Annotated in this window: 12 protein-coding genes; 6 read left to right on the top strand and 6 right to left on the bottom strand. The window is 60.3% G+C overall.

Features of this window, described 5'->3' with window-relative positions:
* Window positions 1–743 precede the first annotated feature (743 nt).
* On the bottom strand, window positions 744–2,162 hold the full coding sequence (locus FJ398_16895) for an amidohydrolase (protein MBM3839609.1): 1,419 nt from the start codon (window positions 2,160–2,162) through the stop codon (window positions 744–746).
* A gap of 337 nt (window positions 2,163–2,499) precedes the next feature.
* Here FJ398_16895 and FJ398_16900 point away from each other — a divergent pair, with 337 nt between their 5' ends.
* Window positions 2,500–3,045 (top strand): hypothetical protein, encoded by a 546-nt coding sequence (locus FJ398_16900; protein ID MBM3839610.1) that lies wholly within the window; start codon window positions 2,500–2,502, stop codon window positions 3,043–3,045.
* A gap of 466 nt (window positions 3,046–3,511) precedes the next feature.
* Here FJ398_16900 and folK read toward each other — a convergent pair whose 3' ends face one another.
* The 5 genes from folK to FJ398_16925 all read right to left on the bottom strand — a co-directional run bounded on the left by folK (window position 3,512) and on the right by FJ398_16925 (window position 7,526).
* Window positions 3,512–4,051, bottom strand: coding sequence for a 2-amino-4-hydroxy-6-hydroxymethyldihydropteridine diphosphokinase (gene folK, locus FJ398_16905; protein MBM3839611.1), 540 nt, complete (start codon window positions 4,049–4,051; stop codon window positions 3,512–3,514).
* A 14-nt stretch (window positions 4,052–4,065) separates the two neighbouring features.
* The gene (locus tag FJ398_16910; GenBank protein ID MBM3839612.1) at window positions 4,066–4,650 is read right to left on the bottom strand and encodes a hypothetical protein; all 585 of its coding nucleotides are present in this window, start codon (window positions 4,648–4,650) and stop codon (window positions 4,066–4,068) included.
* A 137-nt stretch (window positions 4,651–4,787) separates the two neighbouring features.
* Window positions 4,788–5,522: a 4-hydroxy-tetrahydrodipicolinate reductase gene (locus FJ398_16915; protein MBM3839613.1), complete on the bottom strand. Its 735-nt coding sequence runs from the start codon at window positions 5,520–5,522 to the stop codon at window positions 4,788–4,790.
* Between the two features lie 173 nt (window positions 5,523–5,695).
* A complete protein-coding gene (locus tag FJ398_16920) occupies window positions 5,696–6,574 on the bottom strand; it encodes a 4-hydroxy-tetrahydrodipicolinate synthase (protein MBM3839614.1) in 879 nt (292 codons plus the stop codon).
* A gap of 100 nt (window positions 6,575–6,674) precedes the next feature.
* The gene (locus FJ398_16925; protein MBM3839615.1) at window positions 6,675–7,526 is read right to left on the bottom strand and encodes a diaminopimelate epimerase; all 852 of its coding nucleotides are present in this window, start codon (window positions 7,524–7,526) and stop codon (window positions 6,675–6,677) included.
* A gap of 290 nt (window positions 7,527–7,816) precedes the next feature.
* On the opposite strand from FJ398_16925, the gene shc reads away from it, so the two are divergent.
* The 5 genes from shc to FJ398_16950 all read left to right on the top strand — a co-directional run bounded on the left by shc (window position 7,817) and on the right by FJ398_16950 (window position 16,503).
* A complete protein-coding gene (shc, locus tag FJ398_16930) occupies window positions 7,817–9,850 on the top strand; it encodes a squalene--hopene cyclase (protein ID MBM3839616.1) in 2,034 nt (677 codons plus the stop codon).
* Window positions 9,813–10,691 carry a hypothetical protein gene (locus FJ398_16935; protein MBM3839617.1) on the top strand — a complete coding sequence of 293 codons (879 nt, stop codon included), beginning with the start codon at window positions 9,813–9,815 and terminating at the stop codon, window positions 10,689–10,691. The genes shc and FJ398_16935 overlap by 38 nt, the downstream gene beginning before the upstream one ends.
* Window positions 10,692–11,204: 513 nt before the next feature.
* Window positions 11,205–13,439 carry a hypothetical protein gene (locus tag FJ398_16940; protein ID MBM3839618.1) on the top strand — a complete coding sequence of 745 codons (2,235 nt, stop codon included), beginning with the start codon at window positions 11,205–11,207 and terminating at the stop codon, window positions 13,437–13,439.
* On the top strand, window positions 13,436–13,618 hold the full coding sequence (locus tag FJ398_16945) for a hypothetical protein (GenBank protein ID MBM3839619.1): 183 nt from the start codon (window positions 13,436–13,438) through the stop codon (window positions 13,616–13,618). Before FJ398_16940 ends, FJ398_16945 begins: the two co-directional genes overlap by 4 nt.
* A complete protein-coding gene (locus FJ398_16950) occupies window positions 13,576–16,503 on the top strand; it encodes a tetratricopeptide repeat protein (protein MBM3839620.1) in 2,928 nt (975 codons plus the stop codon). The genes FJ398_16945 and FJ398_16950 overlap by 43 nt, the downstream gene beginning before the upstream one ends.
* The last annotated feature ends 128 nt before the right edge of the window (window positions 16,504–16,631 follow it).

The raw sequence follows: 16,631 nt of genomic DNA on the forward strand, positions 1-16,631 counted from the left end.
TTTCGCCAGACTTCGTTGCTTGCTCCTTACAGATCCACTTCGGGATATGCTCGTCGCTCGCGCCTCGTCTGGCCGAAAAATCCCTTGCCGCGAACGTGAGCGTATTTATGAAATGGACCACTAAGGGTGGCCTGCGGGGCAAAATCGGCAGGCAAAGCAAGTAATCGGTGCGCCCAGAACGCTTGACTGGACGACCGTCAATGATGTCCGAACCACCAGGAATCTTTTCTTCACGGATCAGTGCGCCCGTCCACCCGAGATCGTGCAACACCGGGTCAATCAACTCGACGCGCGTCAGATGTTCATTCCGAGGCATGGCTGTTCGCTCGCGCGCGAATCAGCTCCGTCTGGGATGGCTCGTTTCGTGAGGGATGCTGTGCCTGAAAAACGAAGGGGCGTGACCTACTCAGGCCCCAACTCAGGCCCTGGCATGCCCTCACAGGAACGCTTTCGGGCACGCCCGCGTGGGGCGCGCCTCGAAGCGCCGTCCTGTAAGTGAGATCCACCAGGGATATTCTCCTTCGTTGCGCCTCACCAGAGCCCAAATGCGACGCAACAAAGTGTATTCTATCCCACGCTCTGATCAGTAAGTCTAAAAGCGTTTCGAAAATTGCCTCCAGGTGGAACAAGCCACTGGCCCGTCGCGGCCGGCGACCAGCCTGCCGCTGTTCTATCCTCGGCGGCAGGTTGCCGCCGAAAACGGGCTGGTAGCCCGTTCCACCCATTTTCAAAACACAAGGACTCTATTTGATTGGGATCGCGACACCGGAAGGCACCACCAGTTTGCCTTTGTGTTTCCAGAGCCGCTCCTTCAATTGCGGAAAGAGCGCGAGGGCGTTGTCGCGGAGGATTTGACGGCCAATTCGCAACGCGTGTTCCTCCCGGAGATCGCCGCGATCGATCTTCTCCGCCAGGACTTCGGCCAGGCACATGCGTGTGAATTCGGTCGCGCCATAGATGCCTTCCGCGTGGTTGCAATCGGCGCCCCACATGATGCGGTCCGAGGGCATCACTTCGAGCCATTCGTGAAACGCGCGCTTGGCCATGGTGTAGCTCAGCGTCGGCAGCCAGACTGAATCGATCCACACGTGCTTGGAATGGCGCATGAGGATGGCGCCGGTTTCGCCAACCCACGGAAAACCGCCATGAAACAGAATGAACTTTGTGTTCGGGTTCGCCGCGATCAGATCGACCAGCAGCATCGGATTGGAGCCCTGGATGCGCGCTTGGCCGGTGTGAATTTGGAACGGCAAATCGTATTTCGCGCTTAATTCCACCAGCCGCCACATGATGTAATCCTCGAACGCTTTCGCCTCTTTCGGTGTGAGGCTGGTCCGGGGCCGGCCGAACAACGGCGCGGCAACTTCCCTGGGCACATTTTCAAAATCCAGAGTTCTCACATAAGCCAGCGTGGTCTTCAAACACACTGCGCCGGCGGCCTTCGCTTTCTGGAAAAGCCGATCCAGCACTTTCAAATAATCGTCGAGCGATTCCATGGGCAGCCCTTCCTCCTTGGCGAACCGATACGGGCTGTCCCACGGATTGCTGAACTGCGACGAATGATGTGCCTGCGGCAGCAACGTGACGTTGAAGACCAGGATTTCGAACGGATAGTAGGTGGTGAACTTGAGCCGCGCCCAGTAGGGATCGTTGAACATCAGCTCGATGTTCGCCCGCTCCGTGACGACGTGGTAAAGCCATTTCTGGTCCTGGTAATTTTTGAAGATTTGGCCGTTCAACTCGCGAGCTTGCGCGTCCGTGATCGTGTCGAAATCGATTCCGTAAAGGTCTTTGAACGCCGGCAATTGGTATCGGTAAAAGCTGGTGGCGCGGGCGTCTTTGAAATCGTTTTTGGCCCGGGCCCACCAATCGTCAAACGCGCCGCCGGATTTCCAGGGCGTGAGCGGATTGAACCACGTGTAGTAGCTGTTCCGCCACAGGCTCGACAAATTCATGCCCCGGCCTTTGTCCGTCTCCACGAAGCCGGGCAGGAGTTCGAACGGATGCAGATGATCGTGGGTGTCGATGGCGGGCACGGCGTCGAGCGCGGCTTTGATGCGCTGGTAAGAAGATGTTTTGCGGGTGTCGGCGGTTTGGCCGCTGGCCCAAATGGCTGAGGCGGCGGTGAGGACAAGGAGAGGGAGAATCGTGGGACGATGCATGGAGCCTTTCTCGTTTCGAGTTGCGCGCTGCAAAGGTTTCTCGCGGTCGGGCTGCTGAATTCGTAGCGCGGATTTGTAATCTGCTGTATCGCCGATTTGTAATCGGCAAGGCGTTGACAAGTCCCCGCGCGTTCGGACTGAGCGACGCTTCGCAGAATGAAATTCTGCGATACGGCAGATTCCAAATCTGCGCTACGCGCACGAGCCGCTCACACGGCAACATTTGCTTTACCTGGGCCCAGCATTGCAGTATTTCTGGATTAACTCAACCAAACCGTGCGCACCGTGCGTGCGCTTTCCTGACCGTCCATCACCTAACACCCAGAAAGGATCCAACATGAACTCACTGCTCACTGATTACACCGGGCCTCTCGCGCTTTTGATCGGGTATGGTTTCGCGGTGTTTGTGGAGGCCGTCTTTGTCAAGAATCTTGTCGATACTCTGTGGGATTGCGTCGCGCCGGAGGGATCGACCGATCCTCGAATTCGGCCGAACGCCTGGCAAGCCCAGGCGCTGATATTCCTGGAAGGATTCCTCTACGTCTCGTTTCTCCTGCTCGGCCTGGGCTATCTCATCGGCGTCTGGCTGGCATTGAAAGTCGGCGGGCTGTGGAAGCGCTGGCTGGAAGAGGCCGACCCGAAGATTTCCAAGCCGAGCGGCCAGACGATCTTCAACATTTTTCTCATCGGCAACGCCTTCACCATCACATACGCCGTGGTGGGCTACAAACTGATCGGCTGGATCGCGGCGGGCCGCATCCGCGCCATGTGGGTGCCGATCGGCGTCGTGATCCTGACCATCATCTTCTGGAACTGGCTGCAGCAGTTCCGCAAAGCGCCCATCCCGTCAACTCAAGCCGCCGCCGCAGCTTCGCAAGCCTGAAGAGATTCGGGTCGGATGGGGAGCGCACGCGCCTCGCGTGCCGTGGTTGGCGCCCTCGCCGACCACAGTCTTCCGTCCGAACGAGCGATCGTGTGATGAGAAGCAACGACGAACCGACTGGCGAGAGCGCCAGTCGGAACACGCGGGGCGCGTGTGCAGGTGCGATCAAAACTGTCGGTCAACGAAGTCTTCTCCCTCTCTTCCCGAAGGGAGAAGAGGGCTGGGGAGAGGAGGGGCGTTGGCTCGGCTCTCATGTTTCCAAGAAAGCCCTCTCGCGACGAAGGAGAATATCCCTGGTGGATCTTCGACTGAGGAGCAACGAAGCCAGAGCCCAAATGCGGCGCAACCCGCAGGGCCAGGGGTCTTTGGGCCAGCCGCTTCGTCGCTCGCTCGTTGTGGATCGCAGGGATCCACCGCCTCGCGCGCTCCTCGCCGATGGCCAAAATCCCTCCTGGCAATGTGTATTCTATCCCACGGTCTGATCAGTACTGTAGGGGGGCGGCGTGTCGATCCGTTGAACGGCCTCTACGGTTCGGAGGCAAGCAAGAAGCTGTTCGACGGTGAGCTGTTGTCCGGGCAAGACTAGTTGCGGCGCGATCTCGGCCAGCGGCTGTAAAACGAATCGTCGCAGGTGGGCGCGCGGGTGCGGCAGAGTCAGGCTCGCGGTCGCGCGCGTCTCCTGGCCGAAGGCGATCAAATCGAGATCCAACGGGCGCGGTTCATTCAAAATCTCCCTCCTTCGGCGGCCGAATTCCTTTTCCAGCGCCTGCAATTCGGCCAGGATGGTTTCGGGAGTTTCATCTGCGCCCGGAACCAAAGCCACCACGGAATTCACGAAGTTCGGCGAACCGGGTGGACAATCCACGGGCGAGCTTTCCCAGAGCGCGGAGCGCAGGAGGGGGCCATCGCTCAGCGACTGGAGACGCTTCATCGCCCGCAAAATGATTTGGCGGGAATCTCCGAGGTTTGAGCCGAGCGCGACGATGGCGAGCGCGCAGTGCGGAATGCGGAGCGTGGAGTTCAAAGCAAACGGAACCCACCCCTTCCCCTCCCAGGAGCGGAGCTCCGTCCGGCGTCGCAACGCCCGGTTCCCCTCCTGGGAGGGGCGAAGGGGTGGGTTGGTTCATGGGAAGTTGCCTGTTTCTTTCGGACCTGCACTCGTCCCATGAACCCGTCAATGGTAGGGCGGAGCTGCTGCTCCGCCGCATCGACCAAAGATCGGCTGCGCGGCAACGCAGCCCTACCGTCAGGTTCATAGGGGGCTCCCACGGCCTTCGAGCCGTCCACATGGTCCATGAACCTGAGACCGGGCGGACCGCAGCCTTCAGGCTGCTTCCGCGCACTCTCAGAAGTCGAGCGTTGAAGCGGCCTGAAGGCCACGGTCCGGGAGGTGGGTTCATGGGAAGCTTCGTTGGTCTGATTACCATGCCCTCGCCCCACGAACCCGGCAGGGCGAGTCCGTCCCGGCGAGCCGATCGACGTGCTTGGAACACGTTCGTCTCGGCTCGCCAGCGACAGGCTCGCTCTACCGGCCGGTTTATGGGAAAGAGCGGTTCTGCCCACCAAACACACGCAACACACCAAATCGAAACGCGATGCGGACACAGTTCTCCTCACCCACAGCGCGAGGGCTTCTGAAGCTTCGCCGCTTTCTCCTTTCGTGTGTTTGGTGTTTTTCGTGGGCCGAACCCTCGTTTCAAGGTTCAATCGCCGATAGCCAATCTTCAATCGCCAATCGCAAATCACCGCAACCCCAGCACGTCCTGCATGTCGTAAAGCCCGGGCTTTTGCTTCACGGCCCATTGGGCGGCGCGCAGCGCGCCGTTGGCGAATGTCTCCCGGCTCGCGGCTTTGTGCGTCAATTCCAGCCGCTCGCCGTTCGTGGCGAAAACCACGGTGTGATCGCCGACGACGTCGCCACCGCGCAGCGAGTGCATGCCGATTTCAGTGCTCGTCCGCTCACCGGTGATGCCCTCGCGTCCGTGGCGAATCACTTTGCGCAATTGCTGGCCTCGGACTTCCGCAAGGATTTCCGCCAGCGTGGCCGCGGTGCCGCTGGGAGCGTCCTTCTTCGTGCGGTGGTGCATTTCGACGACTTCCAGGTCGAAGTCCGGGCCAAGAATTTCCGCGGCCTTCCGCGTCAGCCAGAACAACGTGTTCACGCCCGTAGAGTAATTCGACGCCCAGACGATCGGGATTTGAGATTTGCGATTTGCGATTTGCGATTTCTCGGATTCGGAATGGCCCGTCGTGCCGATGACCAGTGCCTTGCGCCGCTCGGCGCAGAGCGCGGCTGTGGAGGCAGTCGCATCGTGGAAGCTGAAGTCGATGATGACATCGGCGCCGTCAATCACGCTCCGCATATCATCGCCGAGGTCAATCTGACCGGCGATTTGAAGCTGCGGGTTGCGCGCGGCGCAAGCGATCAGCGTTTGCCCCATGCGGCCTTTCGAGCCGTTGATGACGATTTTGGTCATGCAGCAATGCGTGGCGGATCTCCGTCAATGACTAATTCCCAATGACCCATGACGAGAGAATGACCAAACCCCAATGCCCAATTGCTACGGACGCGCCGGCACTTTGTTCGTCATTCGTCATTCGGAATTCTTTCGTCATTCGTGCTTCGACATTAGGTGTTTGATCTCCCTGTTCATTTCAGCAATCCGCACTTCTGCAGGGTGGCTTTGAGCTTCTCCCGGTTCTTCGGGGCCATGGCGACCAACGGGAGGCGATATTCCTCTTCGATTTGCCCCAGCAGGGCGAGCGCGGCTTTGACGGGTCCCGGGTTGGTTTCGATGAACAGGTCTTTGAACAACGCGAAGTATTTCTCGTGCAGTTTGAGGGCGATCTCGACGTTGCCTTTGGCAAAGGCCCGCACCATCTGCGCCACCTCCTTGGGGATCACGTTCGACGCGACGCTCACCACGCCCTGCGCTCCGACCGCCATAAACGGAAGCGTCAGCGAATCGTCGCCGCTCAAGATGACGAACTTCTTGCCCAAGGCCGCGCGCAACTGGCTGACGCGGTCCGGATTGCCGCCCGCTTCTTTGATCCCGACCACATTCGGGCAATCGCTCGCCAGCCGGCTGACTGTTTCGACGCCGATTTCAACGCCGCATCGGCTCGGCACGCTGTAAAGAATAACGGGCAAACGCGTCGCGCGCGCGATGCTCTGGAAATGCTGGAACAAACCTTCCTGGCTGGGCTTGTTGTAGTAAGGGGAAACTTGAAGCGAACCGTCCGCGCCCGCCTTCTCCGCGGCTTTGGTCAGATAGATCGCCTCGCTGGTCGAATTGGCTCCCGTGCCGGCCAGGACTCTGCATTTGCCGGCCGCGAGCTGGATCGACAGTTCGACGACTCGGATGTGTTCCTCAAAAGAAAGGGTGGGAGACTCGCCGGTAGTTCCGACCGGGACAATCCCATCGACGCCGCCGGCGATCTGGCTTTTGATCAGGCGTTCCAGGGCTGATTCGTCCACGTGACCGTTGCGAAAAGGCGTCACGATGGCGGTATAAGTTCCGACAAACAGGTGTCGCGTTGAGTTCATCGCGCCGGAAAAGTTGCGGGAAACGCCCGGGTTTGGCCAGCTTGAAATCTCGCGGAAGGAGCGCGGGCAGCGCATCCACTCCTCAGGTCCCGACCTCATTCTCGAAGACCTCTTTAGAAATCTGGCCTTCGGCCACTTTCGTCACCGACCCGGTCATCAAGATGAAAAAATCGTCCTGGATCTCGATGGAAATCGTCCCGCCCGGCATGAGCACGGCGATCGATCGGTCGCACAGGCCCAGCTTGTTCGCCACGGCCGCGGCGGCGCTGCTGCTGCTGCCCGAAGCCAGCGTGTAACCCGCGCCGCGCTCCCAGATCTCAATCCGAACCCGGTTCCGATCCAGCACTTTCATGAACTGGACATTGATGCGCTTCGGGAAGAGCTTGTGAACCTCGATGCCCGGCCCGTACGTCTTCGCCAACTCCGGCGTGACTTCGGCCAGCGGGATCACGCAGTGCGGGTTTCCAACGGTCGCGGCGCAGAACCGAAACGTTTGGTCCGCGACGGCCAGCGTTTCGTTGAGAACCTCGCGCGTTGGACCGGTCACGGGAATCCGGTCGCTGCGGAAGCTCACCTGGCCCATCTCGACCCGCACGGTTTTCCCGTTGTCCAGCACAGTCGATTTGACGGCGCCCCCGGGCGTTTCGATGGCGAACTCTTCCCCTTTCACCAAGCCCGCGTCCCACAAGTAGCGCGAAAAGATCCGCAATCCGTTGCCGCTCTTCTCCGCTTCGCTGCCGTCGGGATTGAAGATGCGCAGCCCAAACCGGCATTGCCTGGACGGCAGGGGTCCGAGGAGGATCCCGTCCGAACCGACCCCGAAATTGCGGTGGCAAATCAGTTGGATTTGCCTGGTCGTCAACTCGGCGGCGAGATCTTTGGGATGGATCACGAGGTAATCGTTCCCCAGGGCGTGGTACTTGGAATATTTCATCGGCGCGCGAAACTAGCGTTCGGCGATTCAAGTTCAAAGTTCAAAGTTCAAAGCAGGGCTGATGATGAAGTAGCGCAGATTTTCAATCTGCCGTATCGCCGAATTGCATTCGGCAAGCCCTCGGCAGGTCGAAGCCTGTCGAACCGGCGGAAACCTTGCGGATTACAAATCCGCGATACAGCAGAATTGAATTCTGCGCTACTTCACTGGCCCTGAGTTCGCCGGTCCGGTCCGGCCCAGCCCAACAAAGCTCTTTACAGCTCCCTTCCGATTTCGGCAATGTATGCCCCGTGCTAGCAAAATCACCTCGCGAGAGCACTCTCAGAGAAGCACCACAGCAGACTTATCTCGCGACTCAAACTCAGAACGATGTGGAGACCGCCCTTGCGCGGTCTCAATGCTATTTGCTCGGCCAGCAAAAACCGGAAGGCTATTGGGTCGGCGAACTGATGGTCGATTCCACTCTGGTTTCCGACACGATCGCGTACCACCATTGGAACGGGAAAGTCGATCCGGCCTGGCAGCGCAAAGCCGTCAACCACATCCTGTCCATGCAATTGCCGGACGGCGGGTGGAACATCTATCACGGCGGCCCGGCGGAAATCAACGCCACGGTCAAGGCGTACCTCGCGTTGAAGCTGGCCGGCGTGCCCGTGACGGATCCGCGGATGCTGCGCGCGCGCGAAATGGCGCTCAGCCTGGGCGGCGTGCCCCGGCTCAACACCTTCTCGCGGCTTTACCTGGCGCTGCTGGGTTTGTTCCCCTGGAATTGCGTGCCGACTATTCCGTGCGAGGTCATCCTGCTCGGCAAATGGTTCCACGTGAATTTTTACGAAATGAGCTCGTGGAGCCGGTCGATGCTCGTGCCACTGGCGATCATCAACCACTTCAAACCCACGCGCCGGCCCAACAACATCTCGCTGGATGAATTGTATCCGGAAGGCCATCACCGGCGGGACTTGAAGCTGGCGTTCGACCCGGAGTTTTTCACGTGGCGGAATTTCTTCATCTGGCTGGACAAGCTCCACAAATTCGCCGAGTGGTTCGCGCAAAACAAAATTCATCCGTTCCGAAAACGCGCCTTGAAGAAGGCCGAGGAATGGATGATCGAACGGCTGGAGGGCACCGACGGCCTGGCCGCGATTTTCCCGGCGATGCTCAATTCGTTGATCGCGCTCAAAGCGCTCGGTTACCCGGACGATCACCCGGAAGTCGTCCGCGCCGAACGCGAGCTTAAGAAGCTAGAACACGAGACCGCGGACAGCGTGCGCATCGAGCCGTGTTTCTCGCCCGTCTGGGACACCGCCATCGTCACCATCTGTCTGCACGAGTCCGGCCTGCCCGGCGCTCATCCGGCATTGGTCCGCGCTTGCGATTGGCTGATCGACAAAGAAATCCGGTTTCGAGGCGACTGGCATTACAAGAACCCGACCGACGTCGAACCCAGTGGCTGGGCGTTCGAGTACGAGAACAAGTGGAACCCGGACGTGGACGACACGGCGATGGTTCTGCTCGCGCTGCGAAAGATTCCCACGCGCAATCCGGCCCGGCGCGACGCGGCCTTCCGGCGCGGTCTCGATTGGATGATGACGTTCCAGTGCAAGGACGGAGGCTGGGGCGCTTTCGACAAGGATTGCACGAAGAACATTCTGGAGAAGGTCCCGTTCGCGGACCACAACGCCATGCTCGACCCGGAGTGCGCCGACATCGCCGCGCGCATTCTGGAACTGGTCGGTTACGAGAACTGGAGCCTCGACCATCCCCAGGTCCAAAAGGCGATCGAGTTCGTCCGAGACCGTCAGGAAGCGGACGGCTCCTGGTACGGGCGCTGGGGCGTGAATTACGTTTACGGCACCTGGCAAGTGCTCCGCGGCATGCGCGCGCTTGGACTCGACATGCAGCAACCCTGGCTCCTGAAAGCCAAATCGTGGCTCGAAAGCGTCCAGCACAACGACGGCGGCTGGGGCGAACGTTGCAATACTTACGACGATCCGGTGTTCAAAGGCCAGGGCCCGAGCACGGCTTCGCAAACTGCGTGGGCGATCATGGGGCTTTGCACGTTCGGCGACGCGCAGTTGCCCAGTCTGGTGCGCGGAATCGAATACCTCGTCCGCGCGCAGAATGCCGACGGCAGTTGGACCGAACTCGAAACCACGGGAACCGGATTTCCTCGGGTCTTTTATCTGAAGTACGACATTTATCGGAACAGTTGGCCGTTGCTGGCCCTGGCCACTTACCGGAACCTGGCGGCTCCACGCGCCATCAAACCCAATGGCCACACGGTGAATCGTGGCGTGGAAGCTTGCGTACTCGGGGCGCGCTGAGCCGTGCGGTTTCAAATCCTGGCTCGAAGGCCTAGCTTCGTTCCACGCCTCGACCATCCTGAACACATGGGTGGTGCATCCCCTCACTTTCCCGTTCTGCGGACACCCTCTCCCCCTCAGAGGGGGAAAGAGAACGGGAGAGGGGGACGTTCAGGGAGCGGGAAAGGACGCGTTCTTTGAACCGGTGCAAGAGAATCCTCACAACGCTCCGGTCCTGATCTGTTTCGCGGTGGAGGATGAAGCCAGACACTTCCGAAAACTGACTCGGTCCCGGCCTTGCCAGATCCTCATCACCGGCATCGGACCTCGCAACGCCAAACAATCCCTCCTGAACGCGCTGAAGGACGAAACGCCAGCGCTCGTCTTGAGCAGCGGCTTTGCCGGCGGATTGAATCCTGAACTGCGGACTGGAGAGGTTGGATTCGACGCTCCGGGTGATTCAAATTTGGCGCCGGCGCTGCAATCCGCCTGCGCCAGGCCCGTGCGCTTCCTTTCCTGCGACCGAATCGCCTCCACGGTGGCCGAGAAACTCGCCCTCTGGCGCTCCACCGGCGCGGACGCCGTCGAGATGGAGTCCGGTCCGCTCCGGGAAATCTGCGCGCAACGAAACATACCGTCGGCCACGATCCGCGTGATTTCAGACGCCGCCGATGAAGATCTGCCGCTGGATTTCAATCGGCTGATGACCTCCGACCAAAAGCTGGATTACCTCAAGCTGACCTGGACCCTGGCGAAGTCGCCTGGCAAGGTCGCTGCACTGTGGGCGTTCCGGCAAAGGATCGACCGTTGCGCCGCGAAGCTTGCTGCGGTGCTGGGTGAAGTCCTGGCTGCGATGGGGTAGTCGGTACGGTTAACAGGAGCAAACAAGAAACGGAGCGCAACGCTTCGATTCTGGTGTTTTGTGTGTTTCCGTGGGCTAACCGCTCTTCCCGCGAACCGGACCGCGGCCTTTAGGCCGCTTCAGCGCTGGACTGCGGAGAGTGCGCCGAAGCAGCCTGAAGGCTGCGGTCCGCACGGTTTTCGGTTCATGGGCCATGGGCATGGCTTCTTGGCCAAGGGAACTTCCTATGAATCCATTCCTCCGGACCGTGGCCTTTAGGCCGCTTCCACGCTGGACTGCGGAGAGCGCGCCGAAGCAGCCTAAAGGCTGCGGTCCACACAGTTTTCGGTTCACATGAACCGTCCCCCTCACCTTCCCTCTCGCCCACTGGGGGAGAGGGAAGGGTGAGGGGGAATCCGAATGGTTCACTTCACGGTTCGTGAGTCTTGACCTCTGTCAAAGTTGATCTCCGCGCTCTGGCGATAATCTCGTGCGGGATCGGCCTCGGTCTGCCTGATCCCACGACCCGGCAGAATGCCGTTCCGAACTAGTGATCGCCAAAAGCAATTTCCGAAAAGGTGGCCGACGCCCTGCGGGGAGTCGCGGCAAACCGGCAGGTTTGCCTCGCCTTTTCGGAAACGAATCTCGGCAAATGATCTGACACGACAACAAATCGCGATTCTTTTTATGGAAGAGAAATCACGCATCTCCAGTCCTCGCCTTCAAACCGGCTGGACTTCGTTTCTGGCTCGATTCGCCATGGCGAGCTTGTTGTTCGAAGCTCTCTCCGGTCTGGCGATTACGTTTTTCCCGTTTCATTCCGGCACCCAATGGAGTGTGCTCGTCCACACGGTGGCCGGGGTCATCGTTCTGCTTCCGCTGGCGTGGTATTGCGTCCGTCACTGGCAGGACTACGGCCGTTACTCGGCTTCGCACGTTTTGCTGCTGGGCTACGTCGGGCTGTTGGCGCTGATCGTTTGCTCCCTGTCCGGGCTTGTACTCACCGGGCAAGCGTTGTTGAGCACCCGCACTTCGGCCCTTTGGCGGAACGTCCACCTTTACTCCACGTTCGCAGTTGTTGGGACAATATTGCCGCACGTGTTTTTCTCTTTCTTGCGCGGCTGGCGGGAAGGACGAACGGCTCAAGCGTTCGGTTACCTGGCGCGAACCTTCGGCGCCTCCGTGGCCGGACTGCTCCTGATTGGCGCCCTCAGGCTCGCTTATTCCGGCACGCGGTACGTGAACGAATTCCCCGCCGACTACAATTACCTTTACGGCACCAACCGTCCCTTTGCGCCGAGCCTGGCGCGGACGGATACCGGCGGCGCGTTCGATGCCCGGTCGCTGGCGGGATCGAAAACCTGCGGCACGGCCGGTTGCCACGAACAGATCGTTCAAGAATGGCTGCCGAGCGCGCATCGGTACGCGGCGATGGACCCGGCCTTTCAAGGCATTCAAACGGTCATGGCCAAACAAAACGGCGCCGAGTCCACCCGCTATTGCGGCGGATGCCACGACCCGATTTCACTGTTCTCCGGGACGAAAAATCTTTTCGTCGAAAACTTGACCGGCCTGCACGGGTATCAGGAAGGGGTTTCGTGTCTGGCTTGCCACGCGGTGCGCGAGACGGACATCCAGGGCAACGCCAATTACACCATCACGCAGCCCCTGGAATATCTCTGGCAATGGGAGGAGAAAGGCCTGGGCAAGCTTGCGCGCGACTTTCTCATCCGCGCCTATCCGGGCGAACACAACAAACTCGCCAAGCGTTCGTTCAAGAAGCCCGAATATTGCGCGGCGTGCCACAAGCAATTCATCGATCAAGAGGTCAATCGCGTCGGCTGGGTCCAGTTGCAGAATCAGTACGACAACTGGGCCGCCAGCCACTGGAACCAAAAAGGCGACGCGCAACGGACCATCGAATGCCGCGAATGCCACATGCCGCTTGTGGATTCGCGCGATCCGGCGGCCGGCGACGCCGCCGACTACAATCGCAATGCCCGCGACGGCAAACATCGGAGCCATCGCTTCCTGGGCGCAAACCAGATGATTCCCGCGATGCTCAAGCTCGAACACGGCGAAGAACACACCCGTCTCACCGAGCGATGGCTGCAGGGCAAATTCAGCGTGCCGGAAATCCGTGACAAATGGGCGGAAGGTCCCATCGTCAAAATCCTGTTGCACGCGCCGGAGAGTGCCGCGCCCGGGGAAACCATTCCGTTGCGCGTGGTGCTCGCGTCCAACAAAGTCGGCCACGATTTTCCAACCGGACCGCTCGATATCATCCAGAGCTGGCTGGAAGTTCGCGTCACGGACGAGGCCGGAAAGGAAATTTACAGTTCGGGCAAACGCGACGAGAAAAACTTCATCGAGCCAGGCAGCTTTCTGTTCAAAGCCGAGCCGGTGGATCAACACGGGAACCTCATCGACCGGCACAACCTCTGGGAAATGGTCGGCGTGCGGTATCGGCGCGCGCTGTTTCCCGGTTATTCGGATTCCGTTCAATACTCCATTCCCTGTCCGTCCGACGTGTTGAAGCAAGAGCCCGCGCAGAACGCCGGGCCACGGGAAGAGAACCTCCAGGTGCCTCCGCCATCCGCGCAAGGCAAGTATCAGATCACGGTGATTCTCCAATACCGGAAGATCGATCAGTTTCTCCTGAACTACCTGTTGGGCGAAGGCAAAGTCACTGCTCCGGTCACGGAACTCACCCGAGCCACCGCGACCGTGCTGGTAAAGCCCAAAGACCGCGTAGCGAGCGCGAGATGAAATCGTCCTGGGTCCGATTCACCATGCTCTCGCTCATGAACCAGGGTAGGGCGAGTCCGTCCCGGCGAGCCGCTCCACGCGCGTGGAACACGTGTGACTCGGCTCGCTGGGACAAGCTCGCCCTACCGTCAGGTTCATGGAAAGAAGGAAGCCGCGTCCATTCCCCACGCGCGTTGTGAGCCTCACTCCCCTTAAACCGCGCCTTAACCCGCGCCGGCGCAAGCTTCGGTGGACGGCAGCCATTCTTTCGCTCGTGGCTGCGCTCGGTGTAACCGGCGGCATTCTCACTTACCTCAAGCGCCATCCCAGGCAGTATCGCCCGGACGAGAAGCTTGCCGACATCACCAGTTCGCTCGCGCGCGGCTTGCCCCCTGAGGCGCCCAGACCGCGCTTCGCGGATGTGACGCAGGCCGCCGGGCTTGCTTCCTTCCGTACTTTCGCCGGCGATCGTACTTCGCAACTGCCCGAGGACATGGGGCCCGGGGCCGCCTGGGGCGACTTCGACAACGACGGGGACGACGATGTCTTCTTGGTGAGTGCAGGCGGCCCGCTCAATGTTTCGACCGACAAGCTGCGCCCGTGCGAATTGCACCGGAATTCAGGCGACGGCACGTTCCGAAAAGTGGAGAGCTTTCCGGTGGTGCAGATTCGCGGGATGGGCGCAGCGTGGGGCGATTACGACGGCGACGGCTTTCTCGACCTGGTGGTCTCCGGCTACAACGCGCTGCTCCTGTTTCACAACGAAGGCGGCACGGGCCGATTCACGCGCGAGACTCGCTTCCCCGACCGGACGGGCTTCTGGTCCGGCGTTTCCTGGGGCGATTTCGACAACGACCGCGATCTCGATCTTTACGTGTGCGGCTATGTCCAGTACGTCGAGAACGAAGCAGACCGGGCGCGCGGCTCGGAGCAATTCGGAACGTTCGTGCCTTACACGCTGAACCCGGCTTCGTATCAACCCGCGCTGAATCTTCTCTTCCGCAACGACGGCGATGGCACGTTCACCGAAGCCGCTGAGGCGCTCGGCATCGCCAATCCCACGGGCCGCAGCCTCGGCGCGCTCTGGCACGATTTCGATGACGACGGCTGGCTCGATCTCTACGTGGCCAACGACATTTCCGATAATGTTTTCTATCGCAACCTCGGCGGCAAATTTGAGGACATCAGCCACGGCGCGTGGGTCGCCGACTATCGCAGCGCCATGGGCTTGGCGGCCGGCGATTACAATCGCGACGGCGACGATGATCTCTTCATCACCCATTGGGTCGCGCAGGAGAACGCGCTCTACGACAATGTGTGGGCGGACTTCAATGTGCGGCGCGGAGAATTCGGCCAAAGAAGTAATGGAGACGTGGGGAACCGGAGTAATGGAGTGGCACAAGCGGCGCCCCCTTCCAGGACTCCACCGCTCCAACACTCCAATACTCCGCCGCGTTACCCGCTCCGCTTCATGGACATCGCGGACCGCAAAGGTCTGGGCCAAATCGCGCTGCAGTTTGTCGGTTGGGGCACTGAATTCGTGGATTTCGACGGGGACGGCTGGGTCGATTTGGTCGTGGCGAACGGAAACACTCTCGAATTCGACGGCCCGGCTCCCAAGCGGCTGAAACCGCAGGAACCGTTCCTGTTCTGGAATCGCCGCGGCGAACACTTCCACGATCTCGCGCCGCTGAACCCATCGCTCGCCCAACAACACGTCAGCCGCGGTCTGGCCGTCTCCGATTACGACAACGACGGCGACATGGACATTCTGCTCGTTCATCTGGGCGAAGGCGTGCAATTGCTGCGAAACGAAATGCAGACCGGGCATTGGCTGAAGGTGAGGTTGCGCAGCAGGCTGAAGAACGGCGCTGCGCTCGGCTTCGGCGACGGCGCGAAAGCCATCGCCCACGTGAATGAAGCCGGCTTGCGCCGGACGGTGTCGAGCGCTTCCTATCTGTCGCAGAGCAGCCGCACGCTTCATTTTGGCCTGGGCGCGGCAAAAATCGTGGAACGGCTGGAGGTCCGCTGGCTTGGCGGACAAACGAGTTTCTTCGCCAACCTTGACGCGGACGCGACCTGGGAAATCACCGAAGGCGAGCCGGCGCCAAGGCGAATCGAAGCGCGCGCAGCCGTGAGCGGTTCTCCGGACGACGCCACGCCCACGGCGACTCCTTGGAAGCCTGAATCCTCACGGCCATTGCCAATAGCCGATCTCCAATCGCCGATCGCCAAGAACTCAACCTCCGTTGCGGATCGCCCATTGGCTGCCACGGATCGCCCATTGGCTATTGGCGATCGCCAGTTGGCCATTACCGATCGGCTATTGGCTATTGGCGATCGGCTATCGGATCGGGAAGGCGCCGTTTCGCAAACCAACAGAGCGCGGATCGTTGAATTCTGGACCAAACACCGCGCCGCCATGAACGCGCTGAAAATCGAGAAGGATGTCCGCAAAGCCATTCCGCTCTTCCGCCAGGCGCTGGAATTGGATCCGCATCACGAGGACGCGCTCTATTACCTGGGCCAATGCCTGGCTGTGCAAGGCGACGTCGCCGGCGCGCTTGCCCAATGGGATGTGCTGATCCGCATCAATCCGCAAAGCCATCGCGCGCATCAACAGTGGGGAACGCTGCGCGCCCTGACCGCCGCTTCGGCGGCGGACCTTCAAGCGGCCGAGGCGCGATTGGAACAGGCGCACGCCATCAACCCGGAAGAGACCGGCGCCTTGCTGGTCCTCGGTGAAATCGCTTTGCTGCGCGGTGATCCGGATAAAGCCGAGCAGCGCCTGGCCGCCGCGTGCCGGACCAATCCGCGAGCCGCCGGTGGATTTTTCCTGCGGGCTTATCTCGTTTGGAAACGCGGCGATGAACCGCGCGCGCGCGCGTTGCTCGCCGAAGCGCGCCAGGCTTTGGGCAAAGACTGGCAGCCCAAAGGCAGCACGTCGGAAGGCGACGTGAAACAGAAGCAGCACACCGAAGGGACCCCGCTCTCGCGCTTCTGGGAAAACTGGAACGGCGCCGCCGATCCCGCGAGCGCGTTCATTCAACTCGACGCTCACTGCCGTGCGGAACGTCAGCCCTAGTCCTGCAACAAGCGTGATTATTGGCTTGAAAAAAGAAAAAAGCTCGAAATGCCCGTCAATATTGGTTGAAATATGTTTGTTCAAGAACAGCTAACAACCAACAAAAGGTCATTTCGAGTGAGCAGAAC

The organism is Verrucomicrobiota bacterium (assembly GCA_016871535.1).
GTDB lineage: Bacteria > Verrucomicrobiota > Verrucomicrobiia > Limisphaerales > SIBE01 > VHCZ01.

What these genes read in the sequence shown, in the direction of transcription:
- FJ398_16895 (MBM3839609.1), bottom strand. Translation starts at nt 2,162, where the DNA reads ATGCATCGTCCCACGATTCTCCCTCTCCTTGTCCTCACCGCCGCCTCA.
- FJ398_16900 (MBM3839610.1), top strand. Translation starts at nt 2,500, where the DNA reads ATGAACTCACTGCTCACTGATTACACCGGGCCTCTCGCGCTTTTGATC.
- FJ398_16915 (MBM3839613.1), bottom strand. Translation starts at nt 5,522, where the DNA reads ATGACCAAAATCGTCATCAACGGCTCGAAAGGCCGCATGGGGCAAACG.
- FJ398_16925 (MBM3839615.1), bottom strand. Translation starts at nt 7,526, where the DNA reads ATGAAATATTCCAAGTACCACGCCCTGGGGAACGATTACCTCGTGATC.
- FJ398_16940 (MBM3839618.1), top strand. Translation starts at nt 11,205, where the DNA reads ATGCCGTTCCGAACTAGTGATCGCCAAAAGCAATTTCCGAAAAGGTGG.
- FJ398_16945 (MBM3839619.1), top strand. Translation starts at nt 13,436, where the DNA reads ATGAAATCGTCCTGGGTCCGATTCACCATGCTCTCGCTCATGAACCAG.
- FJ398_16950 (MBM3839620.1), top strand. Translation starts at nt 13,576, where the DNA reads ATGGAAAGAAGGAAGCCGCGTCCATTCCCCACGCGCGTTGTGAGCCTC.